The following is a 16,361-nucleotide window of genomic DNA, read 5'->3' on the forward strand; positions in this document are numbered from 1 at the left end:
TCAGGAGGGGGGCGCGCCGACGGAGAACTCCGCGCCGAACGGGTCGGTGACCGTGGCCACGCGGGCGTACACGGTGTCCTCGGGAGCGGTGTGCGTGCCGCCGGCCGCCACCACCCGTGCGAGGGTCGCGTCGGTGTCGGCGACCGCGAACGTGGTCACCCAGGTCGTGGCGGGTGCGTCGGACGAGCCGACGATGCCACCGACCTCGTGCCCGTCCGGGCGGCGGAGGAAGGTGAAGTCCAGCTCGGGCAGGTCCGGGTTGCCGTCCAGGGTGAAGTCGAAGACGTTGGCGTAGAAGGCTCTGGCCGCCTCCGCCCGCGCGGTCACGAGGTCGTTGCGGATCAACGTGTCCGGCTCGTTCACCAGCCGGCAGCCCGGCTGCGCGCGCCCCTGCCAGAGCCCGAACCGCCCGCCGGTGGGGTCGGCGCCGATGGCCGCGCGTCCGAGGTCGCCGACCTCGTGCGGGCCCTCCAGCAGCGTGCCCCCGGCCGCGACGACCCGCTTGGCCGTCCCGTCGCAGTCGTCGGTGGCGAGGTGGACCGCCCAGCCGGGACCGGTGGTGCCCTGACGCAGACCCGCGACCGGCAGACCGCGCAGCAGACAGTCCGAGCCGCGTGCGCTGGCGGCGAACTCCCAACCGAACACCGCGCCGTAGAAGGCCTCGGCCGCGCGGAGATCCGGGACCCCGAGGTCGATCCAGGTCGGTGTGCCCAGTGGCTGGTTCCGGCTGACGTCGCTCATCGGGTGCCCTTCGGACGGAGGTGGCTGACGCGCTCGAAGCTAGACCGGAAACCGGTCACTTCACGTCCTGTTTCACCCGGCGGCCGACGACGATCAGGCAGACGGTGAGCCAGGTGGCCCCGACGAGCCAGCCGGCGAGCACGTCGGTGGGCCAGTGGACACCCAGATAGACCCGACTGACGCCGACGGCGGCGATCAGGAACGCACCCGCGGCGACCGCCGTCGCCCGGGCCGCACGGACTGTCAGGTGGCGGACGGCCAGCGCGGTCAGCACGCCGAGCACGGCCATCGACGTGAGCGAGTGACCCGACGGGTAGGCGAAGCTGTCGACCACGACCAGGTGATCCTCGCGCGGGCGGGGGCGTTCGATCACGGCCTTCAGCAGCGGGCCGAGCACCAGCGCGCCCAGCGTCGTCGCGCTGACCAGCAGGGCGTCCGACCGGCGACCGCGGACGGCCAGTACCAGTGCCACCGCCACCGCGACCGGCGCCAGGACCAGCGAGCCGCCGATGGTCGTCACCACGGTCGCGGCCGTGGTGAGGCCGGCCGCGCGGTGGCCGAGGGCCCACTGGCGCACGGCGGTGTCCAGGTCCGTCACGTCGTGCGCGAACGCGGTCAGGGCGACAGCGGCGGCGAACAACAGGCCGACCAGCGCCAGGTGGACCGCCTGCCGGTCGGATGGGGCCATAAGTGCACGGTAGGTGAACAGCAGGGACCCGGCGCGGCGCCGGGGTAGGGTGCGGTCGTGTCCGCATCACCCACGTTCGAGCAACTGCTCGACGACGCCGCGCTCTACTCGTTCGAGCACCAGCTGCACCTCGCGGAGGTGCTCGGCGAGCATGCCTGGGAGGCCGACCTCGCGGAACCGCGCTTCGCGTTCACCGGGGTCCAGCCACGCGTCTGCTCGCGCTTCCACCTGCTCGGCTCCGCCGCACCCGGCCCGCGTTCGTGGCTCTGGGGCTGGGCCAACCCGCAGGGCTACCCGCAGCCGATCCTCGCGCTGGGCGAGTACGTCCGGGACTTCGGGCAGCGGCACGGCATCGACGCGCTCGCCGAGCCGGAGGTCCCGTTCGACGCGCTGCCCGGCGCGCCGACCGACCCGAACCTCGTCGCGGGCATGCTCACCGAGGCCGCGAAGGCCGCGGCCAACAACTGGACCAGCTACTCCGGCGAGGTCGGCGGCGGTACCCGTGCGGCGTTCCTCGTCGAGCACCCGGACTTCACGCTGCCACCGCCGGCACCCACTCGGGTGATGCGGGTCCTCCAACAGGGGCTCGCCGAGTTGCGGCTCAGCGACCACCGGCGGGCCGTGCACGCCTACGCGGTGCGGCGCGGGCTGAGCCCGGTGCACGACGCCGACCGGCTCACGCTCAACTCGCCCGGTCTGTCCGCGACAGTCCACTTCGACCAGTTGGGGCGGATCGAGAACATCAACGCTTCCATGGAGCAGCCCGCCTGACACGCCGTTAGGGTCGAGGCCCGGAGGTGCGTGATGGCGGAGGAGCAGCGGTCGGAGAGCACCCTCACCGTGCTCGTCGCCCTCGGGGCGAACTTCGCCATCGCCGTGCTGAAGCTCGTCGCGGGCCTGATCACCGGGTCCGCCGCGATGCTGGCCGAGGCCGCGCACTCGGTGGCCGACACGTTCACCGAGGTGTTCCTGCTGACCGCGCTGCGTCGGTCCGGCCGCCCGGCCGACCGGCGTCACCCGTTCGGGTACGGCAAGGAACGGTACGTCTGGTCACTGCTCGCCGCCGTGTCGATCTTCGCCTCGGGCGCGGTGTTCGCGCTCTACGAGGGGATCAGCACGATCGTCGGGGGCGGTGAGGAGCAGGAGAGCGCCTGGGTGGCGTACCTCGTGCTCGGGCTAGCGTTCGTGCTCGAGGGTGTGTCCTGGCTGCGGGCGGTCAAGCAGGTGCGCGCCGAGGCCGCGCAGGAGAACCGTCGCCCGCGCGAGTACCTGCGCTTGGCCGACGACCCGACGGTCAAGACGGTGTTCCTGGAGGACAGCGCCGCGCTGATCGGCCTGCTGCTCGCGTTCGGCGGCCTCGTCCTGCACGGCCTGACCGGCGACGGCGTCTGGGACGGCCTCGCGTCGGTGCTGATCGGCGTACTGCTCGCGGTGGTCGCCTACATCCTCGGCCGTACGAACCTGCGCCTGCTGATCGGCCGCCAGGCCGACCCGGTGATCGTCCGCGACATCCGCCGGCGCCTGTCCGCCGCCCCGGAGGTCGACGCGGTCGTCGACCTGCTGACGATGGTCACCGGCACCGACCGGGTCCTGCTGTGCGCACGCCTCGACTTCGCCGACGACCTGACCGCGCACGAGTTGGAACTGGCCTGCGTACGCATAGCGGCGGAACTCACCGAGCGATACACCGAACTGGACGAGATCTTCCTGGAACCGGTCCCCCGCACCGACCCGGAACTACGCGCCCGCGTGCTCGCCCGCTACGGCCGCCCACTCCGCTCCGACTAGCACGGAGCTTCGCCACAATTAATTTGTTGTTCCCCTCTCGATAACAAGGATTTGCCCATCAATTCATCCCGTATATCGCCATGCCAAGGCCCATAGAATGGGGTGACTTTCTGCCACTGGGGAGATACAACATGAGTGGATTCAATGTGCAACCGGCGGCTCTGCGCGAGCTCGCCAGCCTGCTCGACCGGGCCAAGGACGACTCCCAAGCCGGTCGCAAGTACCTGGCCGACGAAGTGTCCGAAATCGACGGCGAGGGATTGATCAACCGCATCACCGCCAGCCACGACACAGTGGTGCGGACCCTCGATACCTGGTTCGGCGAGGTCGCCGACATGGCGCTCGCGTCGACGTCCACCGCGGTCACCGAGGCCGCCGCATACTACGAGCGCACTGATCAAAACGTCGCCGCACGGCTCGACGACACCTACCCGCCGGCCGAGCTGTCCGACGCCCGCGAGCACACCGACTACGTGCCGATCGAGCCGCCGGAGGACACCGCCCGGTTCGGCGACGTGGTCGAACCGCAGCGGCACCTGATCGACCCAACGGACTACACCCAGAAGCTGGACGCCACGCCGGGCTGGTGGGAGGCGGGTAGCCCGATGGCGTTGTTCGGCAGCCCGATCGAGCTCGTCACCGGGATAGACCCGCAGGCGGAGATCGTCAAGCCCTGGGTCGGCGACTGGGGCAACTCGGCCTATGCGGAGGTCGTCTCCGAAAGCCTGGAGAAGGCCAGGGAATTCGACCTCGGCACGCTCGCGGACGAACTCGGCCAGGTGCAGGCGGCCGTTGAACGGCGGCAGCGAGAACACGACGAAGATGACGACGCCCAGGACGTGTTCCAGGGCATCGCAAAGCGACGCGGGCGATGAGAGCCGCGGTGATCAGCGGCGTGGCGGTGGTCCTGCTGGTGCTCGCCGGGTGTGCGGACTCGGAGGCCGGGCAGGCGCGACCCGAGGCCCTGCCGACCCAGACCGGTCTGCCCGCCGACTACGAGGCTCCCACGATCGCCGATCCGTTGGAGCCAGGGCGGTTCGCCAACGATCCGTGTGCGCTGCTCAGCGAGGAGCGGCGCATCGAGCTCGGGCTGCCGGACGCCGAACGCAAGGAGCGGTTCGGCACGTTCGAGTGTCTGCTGCACCCGCCGGGTGACCGGATCACCACGGTGCAGGTGAAGCTCATGCTCGACCGCGGCCTGGCGGACCTCGTCGAGATGTGTCGTGGCGAGTACGCGCCGGAGTCGTGCGAGAGTTGGGGGCCGACCGAGGTGGAGCGGTACCCCGCGATCCTGGACACCGGCGGGCTGTGTCGGCTCATGACGGGCGTCGCGGAGCGGATGGTGGTGTTGGTGGTGACGTTGGAGGAGCCCGGCTGCCGGAAGGCGACCGAGATCTCCGAGACGGCCGTGGCAACGCTTCGGGAGTCGGCGTGACCAGAACGCGCAAGCCGCTGCGCCGGACGGCCTGGGGTATGACGATCGTCGGTGGAGCGCTGTCGGCGCTCATGCTGGGGGGCGGCGCGCTGGCGGTCTCCGGCGGGCAGCCGGCGGGGCCGGGACAGGAGGCGACCTGGCCGGCAGGCGAGACGGTTGAGCTGACAAGTCTCCAGGAACTGGGGTACACGTCGACCACCTGCACGGTGACGCCGCGGGGCCGTCCCGCCGAGGACCCGTGGCCGCACGGGATCGACCGTCCGCTGACACCGGACTTCACCGGGCCCGCCACCATCACCTGCGACGAGCCGGTCGTACTGCTGACCGGTACGCGTCTGGTGGTCTCCGACTTCACCCGGAGTCCGCTCGTCACCCTCCCGGTGTTCGTGACCCTGCTCGGGCTCGCGTGCTTCGTTCCTCGGTTCACCTACCTCTGGGCCAGCCTCTACACGAGTGGCTGGATGCGGAAGATGGTGAAGATTCCGCCGCCGAAGATCTAGGCGAGCAACGTCGCCAGGGCGGCGACGCCGGGGGCCGAGGTCAGCTGCGTTCCCACGGCCTCGCTCGCCGTGCGGTACCGGGGATCGGACAGGACTGTGCGTACCGCGCCGGCCACCGCGGCGGGGCGGGTGCCGCGCAGGGCGATACCGGCACCGGACCGCGCGACGGCGGCACCGATGCCGGTGTGGGCCGGCACCACCAGCGGCGCGCCGTGCTCCAACGCGCGGTGCGCTCCGTCCCAGTCGGCGGCGGTGACCATGGCGCTCGTGCGAGGAAGGAGCTTGTCGTACGGGAGGACGGGCGCCGTTCGGACGTTCGGGGGTGGCGCGGGCGGCGCGGTTCCGGTGACCACGACGAGCATCCCGGAATCCGCCAGTCCCTCGACGGCGGCCGCGGCCAGCGCGCCGGGGGCGACGTGCACCACCGGGCAGCCACTGTCCACATCGGACCACCAGGTGGGCAGCGGGACGTTCGGGACCGGCTCCCGGCCTACCGGGCCGACGTGCACCGCGCGCGTATCGTCGAGTGCCGGCACGGTGAACCGCACCACCGCGTCCGCGCGCGTTGGCCAGTCCAGTACCTCGCACACCGGCGGGCGGCCGGTCGCCTCGAAGAAGACCCGCTCGGCTACGCGCTGTACGGCACGACGGGTGAGCGCCGCGCGGAGACGGTTGCGTGGGAGCAGGATCTCGCGACCGCCGACGCCCAGGCCGACGACGCCGAGGTTGACCAGCCGCGGCCGGTCCGGGCGGCTGAGCAGCGCGGCGGCCCCGGTGAACAGGGTCTCCGCGAGGACCGCGTCCACCGGCTCGTCGGCGAGCGCGGCGTCGAGCGCGGCGAGTTGCGCGCCGGCGGGAGCGACGAAGATCGTGGCCAGGTCGTAGCGGAGACCGGCGGCACCGGTCAGCCCGACCCGGCCGGGGAACGACGCGTCGATGTCGGCGTCGTCGTAGTCGGCCTCCCTGGGCAGCGGAAGGAACGTCGCGCCGGTGGCCTCGACGCGCTCGCGGTACCGCGCGCCGGTGAGGAACCGAACCCGGTCGCCCCGGCCGACCAGGTGCTCGGCGACCTCGAACAACGGGGTGACGTGCCCGCGAACGGGCGCGCCGCACACGAGATAGGACAAGCCCGCCATGTTCGCTCCGCTCGGATCGGTCCCGATGGAGGGTCGGCGCGCTCCACCGCGCCGTTACGGGCGAACGGGTCAGGACACGATCTCGACGACGGTGATGTCCGGTGGCGCGCCGACCCGCACCGGCGGGCCCCAGAACCCGGCGCCGCGGGTGATGTAGAGCTGCGTGTCGCCGTGCCGGGACAGGCCGGCGATCGAGCCCTCGAGTGCCTTGACCAGCAGGTTGAACGGCGCCAGCTGACCGCCGTGGGTGTGGCCGGACAGCTGCAGGTCCACGCCCTCGGCCGCCACCTCGTCGATCGGGGCCGGCTGGTGGGACAACAGCACGAACGCCCGCTCCCGGTCCCAGCCGTCGAGGGTCTTCGGCAGGTCCGGGCCGGGCTCGATGCCCTCGACCGTCGAGTTCGGGTCGATCAGCCCGCCCAGCTCGAACCGCCCGCCGTTGTGCTCGATCGTCGTGTGCTCGTTGAGCAGCGTGGTGATGCCGAGCGTGCGGACGTGGTCGACCCACTGCTCGTACTGGTAGTAGTACTCGTGGTTGCCGGTGACGAAGAAGCTGCCGTGGGTGCTGCGCAGGTCCCGCAGCGGCTCGGCGGCCTCGGCCAGGTGCTCGACCCGGCCGTCCACCAGGTCGCCCGCGACGGCCACCAGGTCCGGCCTGGTCGAGTTGACCAGCTCCACCACCCGCTCGGTGAACGAGCGGCCGAGCAGCGCCCCCAGGTGCAGGTCGCTGATCAGCGCGATCCGGCAGCCGGAGGCCCTCGGGTCTAGCCGGGGCAACCGGATGCGCACGTTCTTGATCTCCGGGTCGCCGAGCGCGACCGGCATCCCGTAGCCGACCGCGCCGAGCGCCGTGACCCCGGCGACCGCCCCGACCGAACGGGCCACGAACGTCCGCCGCGAGATGCCCGGCCCGTTCGCGTCCGCCGGGCGCGGGTCCTTGCGCACCCACCACCGCAGCGCGAACCGAGGGAGCTCCGCGACCAGCACGACGATGATGAAGTAGAAGAACAACCCGAACCAGATGTACCCCGGCCAGGAGTACAGGGCGGACCACTCGCGCGGCAGCCGCGTGGTCGCCAGCAGGGTGGCGACCATGAACGCGTCCCCGACGACGAGCAGCACCGCGACGGCGCGCCGGCGGGGGCCGGGCGCCATGCTCGGCCGCACCACCCGCCGCCAGACGAACCAGTGCAGCAGGGTGAGGACGACCGACAGGGGTACGTGATAGAAGGGCATCGCAGGCAATCGTGCCCGACCGGGAGCGGGTCAACATCATCCCGTGGGCGACATCGCGCCTACTCCCGACGCCGACTCGAGCGACCCGCGAGCAGTGATCGACACCGGTTATCACGTGGTCGGCAGAATCACCCGGTGGTGCTCTTGCGAATCGATTCGGTCGGGTGAAATGGTGGGTTCACCTGGCCGAGTGATAACCAGGATCTCGCCCGGCAACCGGACGTGCACCTCCAGTGGCACGCCTGCCGCCTGCCGGGAGACGCGCCCGGAGTGTGTCCGTCCACGCTCCGGGCGCACTCGGTTCAGGCGCCGGCCGGGGTGGCGACGCTGCGCAGGTACTCGGCGGCCTTGTCCGGCGACATGAACCAGTGTTGGAAGTCCGTCGGGTCGGAGAAGCCGTTGGCGAAACGCCGCGCCACCGCGGGAATCTGGCCGGCGGCGCCGATGATCTCCAGCACGTGCGGGGGCGGCGGCTGGAGCATGGCGTTGGTCCACTGGGTCACGTGCTGGGCGTACTCCCAGTACTTGGCGAACGTCGCCTCCATCCACGCGCGGTCGAACGGCCGCTCGCCGTGCGCGAGGATCGCCTCCAGGTACAGCGCGGCGCAGTGGCTCGCGTTGTTCGAGCCCTGGCCGGTGATCGGGTCGTTGGCCACGACGACGTCGGCCATGCCGAGCACCGTCGTGCCAGACGGCAGCTCGCCGACCGGGCGCCGGACCACCGGCGTGTAGCCGCCGACCAGCGCGCCGCCCTGGTCGGTCAGTTCGGCGTTGCGCGAGCGTTCGTACTCCCACGGCACGTAGGTGCGCATCAGCTCGAGGATCCGGCGCAGGGTCTCGTCGGGTGACGGGCGGTCGGCGAACGCGTCCAACGGCCCGCCGGGGATGCCCTCGAAGAACAGGATGTCGCAGTTCCCGGAGGTCGTGTAGCCCGGGATCATGAACAGCTCGCCGACCCCCGGCACGATGTTGAAGCGCACCGCCTTGAAGTCCGGGTGCTCGGGGCGGTACTCGACGCCGTGGCAGTAGGCCAGCGACAGCGCGCGCTGCGGCGCGGTGTACGGGGACTTCTCCGGGTCGCGGTCGAACAGCTGCACCAGCTCGCCCTTGCCGGCCGCGATCACCGTCAGGTCGTACATGCCGGCGAGCTTGTCCAGGTCGGCGGTCGTCACGCCGTGGATCACCAGCTGGCCGCCGCGCTCCTCGAACAGCTCCAGCCAGCCGGCCATCTTCACCCGCTGGTCGACCGACATCCCGTAGTTGTCCGTCTTCGCCACCCAGTCGAGCATCCTGGACCCGTCCGGCGCGGCGATGGAGACGCCGAGCCCCTCGAACGGGATCGTCTCCTCCTCCCACAGGTTCAGGCCGTGGTCGCGCTCGTGCTGCAGCGCGGGATGGAACATGCCCTGGGTCGACATGACCCGGCCGTCGCGGATCTCCTCGGGGGTCCTGGCCGACATGACCGTCACCTCGTACCCGTGCTCGAGCAGGGTCAGGCCGAGTTGCAGACCGGACTGGCCCGCACCGACGATCAGCACCTTTCGCATGGTCTGGTTTCCTCCGGGGAAGCGTGGGGACGGCGGGGAGGGAACGGGAATGCGCTAGCCCGGCGCGGAGACCTTGGCCAGCGACAGGGAGTGTGTCACGACCCCCTGCAGCACGTCGATGGCCGAGGCCCGGCTGCGTGCGTCGCACTCGATCAGCGGGACGTCCTCGTTGAGCGCCAACGCTTCCCGGACCTCCGCGAGGTCGTGCTCCGGCTTCCCCTCGAACCGGTTGACCGCCACGATGAACGGCAGCACCGAGTCGTTCTCGAAGTAGTTCACCGCGGCGAACGACTGGTCGATCCGGTTCGTGTCGACCAGCACGACGGCGCCGAGCGCGCCGCGGGACAGGTCGTCCCACAGGAACCAGAACCTGGCCTGACCCGGCGTGCCGAACAGGTACAGCAACAGGTCCGGCTGCAGGGTGATCCGGCCGAAGTCCATGGCGACCGTGGTCTTCGACTTGCCGCCGCCGGGCGGCAGGTCGTCCACGCCCTCGCTCGCCTCGGTCATCCACGCGTCGGTGTTCAGCGGTCGCACCTCGGAGACCGAGTTGACCAGGGTGGTCTTGCCCACCCCGAACCCACCGGCAACGACGATCTTCGCGGATATCGTCAGCAGACCCGGGTCAGACGGGGAGCTGCTTGAGTCCATCGAGGATCCTCTCCAGCACTTGCGGATTGTTCTGGTAGGCGTACGCGGTCGGGTGGATGAAGACCGCGTTCTGGCCGGCCAGGTCACTGACCAGGACCCGGATGACCCCGAGTGGCAGATCGAGGTTCGCGGACAGCTCGGCGATCGACATGCGCTGGCAGGCCCGGGAGTAGAGCGCCCTGGACTCCGGCATCAGCGACTCGGCCAGGACCGGGTCGAACTCCGGCACCGAGATCAGCGTCTCGACGAGCAGGTGGTGCCTGGTCCTGGTGCGGCCGCCGGTGAGCGCGTACGGGCGCACCCGCTTGCTCCGCATCTTGGTCTGGGCACCGTCGCTCTTGTCGTCATGGGACACCGTCATCACGTCCTTGGCGGAGTCGGTCATGCCTGCGGCCTGCGCGCGGTCAGCACCCGGCGCAGGTCGGCGCGTAGCTCGGGAGTCAACGCGTGGCCCGCGTTGGTGACGAACTGCGTCATCTCGTAGGCCACGACCCGCATGTCGCACTCGGGCCCGGTGAGCACGGCCAGCCCCGCGCCGGTGCCGATCCCCATGAAGAGGAAGTACCCGCGGGTCAACCGGATGATGATCTGCTCGCAGTTTCCCTTGCCGTACAACGCCGCGCTGCTGCCGGCGAGGCTGAGCAGGCCGCTGGCGATGGCGGCGAGCTGCTCGGCGTCGTCGGGGCGCACCTCCTTGGACGCGGTCAGCGGGAACCCGTCCGATGAGGTGATCAGCGCGTGGCTGACGCCGTGCACCTTGTCGACGAAGTCGTTGAGCAGCCAGGTGATGTCGGCGGTCGGCTTGTGGTTCGCTGCGGTCACGGCGTGGTTCCCCCGGGCGGCGTCTGCTGACCCGGCTCGTCCGGGTCCTTGGGCCACCGGGTGTCGTCCGGTGCCTGGTCGGGTTCGCCGGGCTGACCGGTCGCGCGTGCGGCGGCCTCGCCCTCGGCGAAGGCGTCGAGGTCGGCGAGCAGTTGCTCGTGCCCGGCGAGGTCCGGTTCGGACGGGGACGTCGGGGGCACGGGTGGCGGCGGTGGCTTGCCGCCGTCGGCGCCGTCGCCGGGGTTCTTGATGCTGCGCGACACCCGGCGGGGCAGGCCGTTGGCGGTCGTGCCGCCCTCGGTCGGGTCCTGCGGGCGGGGCTTGGTGACGGTGCGGGTGCCGCGGCGCGGCAGGTCGCTGTCGGCGGCGTTCGACGAGGCGTTGGACGAGGCGTTCTGCGCGCTGTGCCGGGGCCGCGACGACGGGCGGCGCGGAGGCGGTGGCACCGGATCGCGGGTCGCCTCGGTGGCGGCGGGCACGGCCACGGTCTGCGCGCCGGACCACGCGGTGTCCGGGAGGTCGCAGATCAGCCCGGCCGGCAGCAGGACGGTGGCGGTGGTGCCGTGCGGGGAACGCCGGTCGAGCCGCACGCGCATGTCGTGCCGGGCGGCGAGCCGGCGGACCACCGCGAGACCCATGTGCCGCACGGAGTCGTCGTCGAGGGTGGGCTCGTCGGACAGGCGGGCGTTCAGCTCCTCGACCCGCTCGGCCGGCATGCCGATGCCGTCGTCCTCGATGCGCAGCAGCACGCTGCCCGAGTCGGTGAGGTGCGCGCTGACCCGCACGGACGTGTCCGGTGGCGACTGCTTGGCCGCGTTGTCCAGCAGCTCGGCGAGCAGCCGGCCGAGATCGTCGGCGGCGATGCCGACGACGCCGAGGGACAGCACCCGGCCGATGGAGACGCGCGAGTACCCGTCGATCGAGGACATCGCGGCCCGGACCACGTCGACGATCGAGGCGGCGTCGGACGTCGCGTCGCTGGCGTCGCGGCCGGCGAGCACGCGCAGGTTCTCGGCGTTGCGGCGCAGCCGGGCGGCGAGGTGGTCGAGCTTGTACAGCTCGGCGAGCCGTTCGGGGTCGGCCTCGCCCTCCTCCATCCGCTCCAGCAGGGCGAGCAGCGAGTCGACGAGGTTCAGGTCGCGCAAGGCGATGCTGGCGCAGATGTCGACGACCGCACCCTCACGCTCCTGGTGGACCATCGCCTCCCGGGAGCCCTCGATCACCCGGGGCACCGGGGTGCGCGGCGGCTCCAGTAACTGGACGGCCGCGACGCGGGAGCGCTCGAGCAGATCACGGGAGCGTTGCAGCAGTTGTCTGGCTCGGGTGGACGATCGGTTGGTCATTGTGTCCCAGCGGTTTCTCGGTGTCCCAAGTCTCGGTGTCCCAAGGGAATCTCGTGATGAGCGGGGTGCGGGGGCCGACTGCGGACGGCGACGCGGACATGTAACCAGACCCCCGGACGAGTGTCTACGTCCAGTCCAAGATCCTGTGCGCACAGTAATCAGGGCCGTTGTGTCCCTTGTGGTCGGCGCACTGGCACTGACAGGCGAGAACGCGCCCCCATGACACCAACGGGTGGTTACTCTACGTGCTCATTGCAAGTTGCACCAATCCGACGTGTGCGCCCGGCCGGGCGTGCGGGTTGGGCCGGACGGCCGGTCCCCGGGCCCGGCCGGAGGGGTGCGTCAGGGTGTCGCGCCGCTCGGCGCACCACGCACGGCGCCGGGTACCGGGCCGTCCTCGCGCAGCACCGTCGCCTGGGCGGTGGCGGCAAGCAGCACGACCGCGAGGGCCCCGGCGCCGATCCGCAACGCCGCGACGGCCGGCCGCCACCGCGGTCCGGCGACCACGAACCAGGCCAGCGCGACCAGCGCGAGGATCGCTCCGGTGTGCAGCAGGAGGGCGCCGTCGCCGTCGGCGGTGAACCCGCGCCAGAACCAGCTCGACGCCAGGACCGCGACCGGCCAGTACACCCAGGGCGCGAGCCGGCGCGACAGGCGGACGGCGGGTGCGAACCGGGGGTCGCGGGACAGCACGAGGTACAGCGGCGCGGCGAGCCCGAGCAGCAACAGCGGAACCACCTGGCGTGGCAGCCCGAGACCGCCGGCGAGCAGCAGTTCCAGCACCACGGCGGTGCCGGCCGCGCACACCACGCCCGCCGCCGTGCGCCGGTCCGGGGGGCCGATGAACCCGCGCAGCACCGTGAACGCCGCGACCAGCGGGACCACCACGAGCAGCGCGACCCGCAGCGCCAGCGGCCCGATGCTGATGCCCACGGTGAGCACGTGGTCGTGCCCCTGAGCGATCAGCAGACCCGGAGCCACGGGGTCAGGCGGAAACGGTCGTGGCCGGCACGGGTCGGGCGCAGGAGCAGGTCATCAGCGCGCGCTCGGCCGGCCGGGGACGCAGGTGGTAGACCATCGCCACCACCATCGGCGCGAACACCACCGCGTTGTAGAACAGGTGCAGCTCGACCCGGGGGAAGACCAGTTGCGCGACGCTCGTCGGCACCGGCTCACCGAGCAGGTGCGCCCCCGTGATCGCCTGCACCAGCAGCAGCAGGTGCTCGAAGTGGTGCCAGACCTGGATGCCCAGCGCCAGGTTCCACCAGGTCCTGGACCGGCCGGTGAACCCGTGTCGCAGGATCACGAAACCCACCAGCATCACCACGGCGTACCCGTAGTGCAGCCACTCGGACGTGACCAGCACGGGGAACACCAGCCCGAGCACGCCGCCCGCCTCCGGCCGGGGCCAGCCGAGCCAGTAGATCTGCGCGGCCTGAACGAGATGCTCGGCCCAGTGCCCCAACACGACGATCAGGAACACCCATAGTCCGATCCGGTGATGGCGGGTGTTGAGCAAACCACCCTGGCCGAGCCAGCGCTTCATTCCGGTCCAATCTCTCGGTCGGCGGCTCGCGCGCCGACGTGGAACGGCTGTCTGTCCATGGTGGGGTTTCGAACGTCAGGAACGAATCTCCCGAATTGCGGTGGTTCGTGGTTTCACGTCATTGTTCGAGCAGATCGGTCAGTCCGGCGTAACCGATCTCCTTGAGCCGCACCCCGGAGGTGGCGAAATAGTCGGGGCCGGCGTGGATGCCGTGGCCCTCGACCATCCGGTTCATGAAGTTGAACAACGCGCACACCATGACCGCGTCGTGCAGCGCCCGGTCGTCCCAGCCGGCGGCACGAACCTCGTCGGCATCGGCACGGGTGACCTCGGCCGGCGTGCGGGTGAGCTTGCCGACGTAACGCAGCACCGGCCGCATGCGCTCGTCGACCGGCGCGGCGTCGAGGTCGACGACCGCGGCCGGCACCGCGCCGGACGGGATGCCGCATGCCTCGGCGGTCGCGGTGTGCACGCCGTGGCAGTAGCCGCACGAGTTGACCCCGGACACGTAGGCGGCGATCAACTCGCGTTCGGCCACGGTGAACGGGGACGGGCCGCGCATCACCAGCTCGTGGTAGTCGAGCAGCGGGCGGGAGGTGTCCGGGTAGGCGCGGAACACGTCCATCAGCACGGCGTCGTCAGGAAGGGAGCCCAGGTGTGACACTGTCGTCCTCCGTCAGTCGGTCGATCTCGTCCCGGCGCTGCCAACACGCCGCCAGGTACACCAGCTCGGCCCGCCCGGACGGCCGAACCGCGGCACGCACGGTCGCGAGCGCGGTCTCCCACCGCCGGCGCAGCGCCGCGGTCCGGACCGGCGCCGCCGGCTCGGCGGCGAGCAGTGCCCGCCGCGCACGCCGCCAGCGGGCGCCGCCGGTGGCGAGTGCCTCGGTCATGGCGTGCTCGCCGCGCACACCGTGGCGGAGCTGGTCCACCAGCAGCGTCACCGTGGCCGGGTCGTCGTCCGGACCGGCCGCGCCGAGGCCGGCGAGCAGCCGCTCCGGACCGAGGCCCATCAGCAGTACGCCGAGTTCGGTGTCCGGGTCGTCGTCCACCGACGGAAGGGAGAACGCGGTGTCGTACTCAGACATGCGCGACCCGCCGGATCCGGGCCGCGACGGTCTGCGCGACGCGGGCGGTGGCCACCCGGTGGCCGTCGAGGTTGCGAGCCGCCGGACCGAGCACCATGCACGCGGCGGCACCGGCGGCGAACACCCCGGGCGCGCGCCGGTAGGCCAGGGTCCGCTCGTCGAGGTCCGGCCAGCCGTCACGCGCACCGACCAGCTCGTCCGGCAACAACCCGGTGCCGATCGACGGGACGGTGCCCAGCGCGAGCGACACGTGGTCGCCGCCGACGCGCCGGCCGCCGGCCAGTTCGACTCCCCCGCCGGACACCGACCGCACCCCGGCGCCTCGGTGCACGGTCAGCCGGCCGTCGCCCTCGGCGGCCTCGAACGACGGACGGAACTCGAACATCACCGACGCCCGCCGCTCGCGGGCCATCAGCGCGAGCCGATCGGCCCACGGCACGGGCCCACTCCGACCGTCGAACCTGGCCCGGCCCTCGGCGCGGAAGAAGGAGGCGTTCACGTCGGAGCACTGGTAGCGCTCGGACTCCGCGCGCAGCACCCACGCCACCCGCCCGCCCGCGGCAAGCGCGTTGCGCACCAGGTGCGCGGCGGTGAGCCCGGCACCCACGACGACCTGCGCCTCGACACCGTCCGGCACCGGCTCGTCCCAGTAGCCGACCCCGGCCGGACGCGCACCACTCCACCACTCGGCGGGCGCCGCACGACGCTCCTCGCCCTGACACAGCACGACCTGACCGGCCTCGATCGCGAACCCGTCACCGCGCACGGTCACCCGGTCCTCGGTGACGTCGAGCGCACGCACCACGCCACGCCACAACCGGTGCGGCACCTCGTGGAGCTCGGCGGTGTGCTGGCAGTAGGCGGCGAACACGTCGACCGGTACCACCGACCGGTGCCCGGCCTGCGACATGCGGATCTCGTTGCGCTCCACCGGGGTCAGCAGTCCCCAGTGCATCCGCGCGAAGTCCCGCAACTCGCAGTCCCGGTAGCCCTCGACCCCGGGATGGTGCTCGTAGGGCGAGCGCAGCACCCGCTGGTCGAGCAGGTCGATCCGCTCCAGGAACCGGCCGGCCGGACGTCCGTCCCGGTCCACGAGCACCACATCGCGCACGCCGACGTGCCACAAGGCGGCGGCCACCGCGAGCCCGGCCGGGCCCGCACCGACGATCACCACCTCGGCGGAGTTCGGCGGAAGTTCCTGGCGGTTCCGGGTGACCGGGGTGGGGTAAGCCGGCCAGTACCGGTGGCGGGGGGAGTCGAGCAGGCGCGGGTGGGGGACGAACCTGGTCACCCGATTACCGTCACCGGCACGATCACCTCGATGACCGGCCGCTCCGGCATCCCGTCGCTGACCATCCGCTGCAGCAGTTCCTCTGACCGCTCCGCACTGTCGGCGGAGACCGGGCTGTACCGGGCGTGCGCGTACGCGGGGCGGCGGCCGTCGCTCTCGATCTCGAACACCTTGAGCACCGCCTCGCCGGGGCGGACCTCACCGTCGAAGAACGTCAGCCGGCGCATGTCCGGAGTCAGGAACGTCTTCGCGAACTGGCGGGACATCACCATCGCCTCGCCGTCGTCGACGAAATGGGTGTCCTCGTCCGTGGTGACCTGCATCGCGACCCAGGTCTGGTCGGTCAGGTTGGTCTCGGACTTGATGATCTGCCAACGCCCGGGCTCGGGGAGATTGATCGAGACCGACACGTCGTAGTCCACCGCGTCGATCGCACCGGAGATCATCAACACCCGACGCCGCACATCCGCGACTCCGGCCATTTGAATGTCCCTGGCGCGCACCCGACCCGCGACGTCCAACCCTGGAACCTCGAGCGAGGACACTGAC

20 protein-coding genes are annotated in these 16,361 nt (G+C 71.5%); 5 read left to right on the plus strand and 15 right to left on the minus strand.

The genetic code is table 11. From position 1 onward, the window contains the following. Both JT362_RS11440 and JT362_RS11445 read right to left on the minus strand, forming a co-directional pair. Complete coding sequence (locus JT362_RS11440; protein ID WP_260191099.1) at positions 1-741, minus strand: VOC family protein; 741 nt, start codon at positions 739-741, stop codon at positions 1-3. A gap of 55 nt (positions 742-796) precedes the next feature. Beyond that, positions 797-1,429 (minus strand): phosphatase PAP2 family protein, encoded by a 633-nt coding sequence (locus tag JT362_RS11445; RefSeq protein WP_260191100.1) that lies wholly within the window; start codon positions 1,427-1,429, stop codon positions 797-799. 57 nt (positions 1,430-1,486) lie between these two features. On the opposite strand from JT362_RS11445, the gene JT362_RS11450 reads away from it, so the two are divergent. From JT362_RS11450 to JT362_RS11470, 5 genes are all read left to right on the plus strand, one after another. Further along, positions 1,487-2,200 carry a DUF6882 domain-containing protein gene (locus JT362_RS11450; protein ID WP_260191101.1) on the plus strand — a complete coding sequence of 238 codons (714 nt, stop codon included), beginning with the start codon at positions 1,487-1,489 and terminating at the stop codon, positions 2,198-2,200. A gap of 33 nt (positions 2,201-2,233) precedes the next feature. Next, positions 2,234-3,217 carry a cation diffusion facilitator family transporter gene (locus JT362_RS11455; RefSeq protein ID WP_260191102.1) on the plus strand — a complete coding sequence of 328 codons (984 nt, stop codon included), beginning with the start codon at positions 2,234-2,236 and terminating at the stop codon, positions 3,215-3,217. Between the two features lie 146 nt (positions 3,218-3,363). Beyond that, positions 3,364-4,092, plus strand: a complete 729-nt coding sequence (locus JT362_RS11460) for a hypothetical protein (protein ID WP_260191103.1) — start codon at positions 3,364-3,366, stop codon at positions 4,090-4,092. Beyond that, positions 4,089-4,652: a DUF3558 family protein gene (locus tag JT362_RS11465; RefSeq protein ID WP_260191104.1), complete on the plus strand. Its 564-nt coding sequence runs from the start codon at positions 4,089-4,091 to the stop codon at positions 4,650-4,652. The genes JT362_RS11460 and JT362_RS11465 overlap by 4 nt, the downstream gene beginning before the upstream one ends. Further along, on the plus strand, positions 4,649-5,152 hold the full coding sequence (locus JT362_RS11470; RefSeq protein ID WP_260191105.1) for a hypothetical protein: 504 nt from the start codon (positions 4,649-4,651) through the stop codon (positions 5,150-5,152). Before JT362_RS11465 ends, JT362_RS11470 begins: the two co-directional genes overlap by 4 nt. On the opposite strand, the gene JT362_RS11475 is transcribed toward JT362_RS11470, so the two are convergent. The 13 genes from JT362_RS11475 to JT362_RS11535 all read right to left on the minus strand — a co-directional run bounded on the left by JT362_RS11475 (position 5,149) and on the right by JT362_RS11535 (position 16,294). Next, entirely contained in the window at positions 5,149-6,288 is a 1,140-nt protein-coding gene (locus JT362_RS11475) for a glycosyltransferase (protein WP_260191106.1), read from the minus strand. The two genes, JT362_RS11470 and JT362_RS11475, sit on opposite strands and share 4 nt — an antisense overlap. 69 nt (positions 6,289-6,357) lie before the next feature. Continuing rightward, positions 6,358-7,524 (minus strand): metallophosphoesterase, encoded by a 1,167-nt coding sequence (locus tag JT362_RS11480; RefSeq protein WP_260191107.1) that lies wholly within the window; start codon positions 7,522-7,524, stop codon positions 6,358-6,360. Between the two features lie 302 nt (positions 7,525-7,826). After that, positions 7,827-9,071 (minus strand): styrene monooxygenase/indole monooxygenase family protein, encoded by a 1,245-nt coding sequence (locus JT362_RS11485; protein WP_260191108.1) that lies wholly within the window; start codon positions 9,069-9,071, stop codon positions 7,827-7,829. Between the two features lie 54 nt (positions 9,072-9,125). Next, positions 9,126-9,722 carry a GTP-binding protein gene (locus JT362_RS11490; protein ID WP_260191109.1) on the minus strand — a complete coding sequence of 199 codons (597 nt, stop codon included), beginning with the start codon at positions 9,720-9,722 and terminating at the stop codon, positions 9,126-9,128. After that, positions 9,697-10,083 (minus strand): DUF742 domain-containing protein, encoded by a 387-nt coding sequence (locus JT362_RS11495; RefSeq protein ID WP_375546483.1) that lies wholly within the window; start codon positions 10,081-10,083, stop codon positions 9,697-9,699. Before JT362_RS11495 ends, JT362_RS11490 begins: the two co-directional genes overlap by 26 nt. Positions 10,084-10,103: 20 nt before the next feature. Further along, on the minus strand, positions 10,104-10,544 hold the full coding sequence (locus JT362_RS11500; protein ID WP_260191110.1) for a roadblock/LC7 domain-containing protein: 441 nt from the start codon (positions 10,542-10,544) through the stop codon (positions 10,104-10,106). After that, positions 10,541-11,887, minus strand: a complete 1,347-nt coding sequence (locus JT362_RS11505; protein ID WP_260191111.1) for a sensor histidine kinase — start codon at positions 11,885-11,887, stop codon at positions 10,541-10,543. Before JT362_RS11505 ends, JT362_RS11500 begins: the two co-directional genes overlap by 4 nt. 342 nt (positions 11,888-12,229) lie before the next feature. Continuing rightward, a complete protein-coding gene (locus JT362_RS11510) occupies positions 12,230-12,868 on the minus strand; it encodes a DUF6239 family natural product biosynthesis protein (RefSeq protein ID WP_260191112.1) in 639 nt (212 codons plus the stop codon). Positions 12,869-12,872: 4 nt separating this feature from the next. Then, a complete protein-coding gene (locus JT362_RS11515) occupies positions 12,873-13,433 on the minus strand; it encodes a hypothetical protein (protein ID WP_260191113.1) in 561 nt (186 codons plus the stop codon). 118 nt (positions 13,434-13,551) lie between these two features. Beyond that, a complete protein-coding gene (locus tag JT362_RS11520) occupies positions 13,552-14,097 on the minus strand; it encodes a carboxymuconolactone decarboxylase family protein (RefSeq protein WP_260191114.1) in 546 nt (181 codons plus the stop codon). Beyond that, complete coding sequence (locus tag JT362_RS11525; RefSeq protein ID WP_260191115.1) at positions 14,072-14,521, minus strand: DUF6187 family protein; 450 nt, start codon at positions 14,519-14,521, stop codon at positions 14,072-14,074. Before JT362_RS11525 ends, JT362_RS11520 begins: the two co-directional genes overlap by 26 nt. After that, positions 14,514-15,812 carry an FAD-dependent monooxygenase gene (locus JT362_RS11530; protein WP_260191116.1) on the minus strand — a complete coding sequence of 433 codons (1,299 nt, stop codon included), beginning with the start codon at positions 15,810-15,812 and terminating at the stop codon, positions 14,514-14,516. The genes JT362_RS11525 and JT362_RS11530 overlap by 8 nt, the downstream gene beginning before the upstream one ends. Beyond that, complete coding sequence (locus tag JT362_RS11535; protein WP_260191117.1) at positions 15,809-16,294, minus strand: DUF6423 family protein; 486 nt, start codon at positions 16,292-16,294, stop codon at positions 15,809-15,811. The genes JT362_RS11530 and JT362_RS11535 overlap by 4 nt, the downstream gene beginning before the upstream one ends. Positions 16,295-16,361: the final 67 nt, after the last annotated feature.

It is taken from the genome of Actinophytocola gossypii (genome assembly GCF_025165815.1).
GTDB classification, from domain to species: Bacteria; Actinomycetota; Actinomycetes; order Mycobacteriales; family Pseudonocardiaceae; genus Actinophytocola; species Actinophytocola gossypii.

Bases quoted from the DNA above. Each gene is read 5' to 3' on its own strand.
- JT362_RS11440 (WP_260191099.1), bottom strand. From the start codon at position 741: ATGAGCGACGTCAGCCGGAACCAGCCACTGGGCACACCGACCTGGATC.
- JT362_RS11445 (WP_260191100.1), bottom strand. From the start codon at position 1,429: ATGGCCCCATCCGACCGGCAGGCGGTCCACCTGGCGCTGGTCGGCCTG.
- JT362_RS11455 (WP_260191102.1), top strand. From the start codon at position 2,234: ATGGCGGAGGAGCAGCGGTCGGAGAGCACCCTCACCGTGCTCGTCGCC.
- JT362_RS11465 (WP_260191104.1), top strand. From the start codon at position 4,089: ATGAGAGCCGCGGTGATCAGCGGCGTGGCGGTGGTCCTGCTGGTGCTC.
- JT362_RS11475 (WP_260191106.1), bottom strand. From the start codon at position 6,288: ATGGCGGGCTTGTCCTATCTCGTGTGCGGCGCGCCCGTTCGCGGGCAC.
- JT362_RS11480 (WP_260191107.1), bottom strand. From the start codon at position 7,524: ATGCCCTTCTATCACGTACCCCTGTCGGTCGTCCTCACCCTGCTGCAC.
- JT362_RS11485 (WP_260191108.1), bottom strand. From the start codon at position 9,071: ATGCGAAAGGTGCTGATCGTCGGTGCGGGCCAGTCCGGTCTGCAACTC.
- JT362_RS11490 (WP_260191109.1), bottom strand. From the start codon at position 9,722: ATGGACTCAAGCAGCTCCCCGTCTGACCCGGGTCTGCTGACGATATCC.
- JT362_RS11495 (WP_375546483.1), bottom strand. From the start codon at position 10,083: ATGACGGTGTCCCATGACGACAAGAGCGACGGTGCCCAGACCAAGATG.
- JT362_RS11505 (WP_260191111.1), bottom strand. From the start codon at position 11,887: ATGACCAACCGATCGTCCACCCGAGCCAGACAACTGCTGCAACGCTCC.
- JT362_RS11515 (WP_260191113.1), bottom strand. From the start codon at position 13,433: ATGAAGCGCTGGCTCGGCCAGGGTGGTTTGCTCAACACCCGCCATCAC.
- JT362_RS11525 (WP_260191115.1), bottom strand. From the start codon at position 14,521: ATGTCTGAGTACGACACCGCGTTCTCCCTTCCGTCGGTGGACGACGAC.
- JT362_RS11535 (WP_260191117.1), bottom strand. From the start codon at position 16,294: ATGGCCGGAGTCGCGGATGTGCGGCGTCGGGTGTTGATGATCTCCGGT.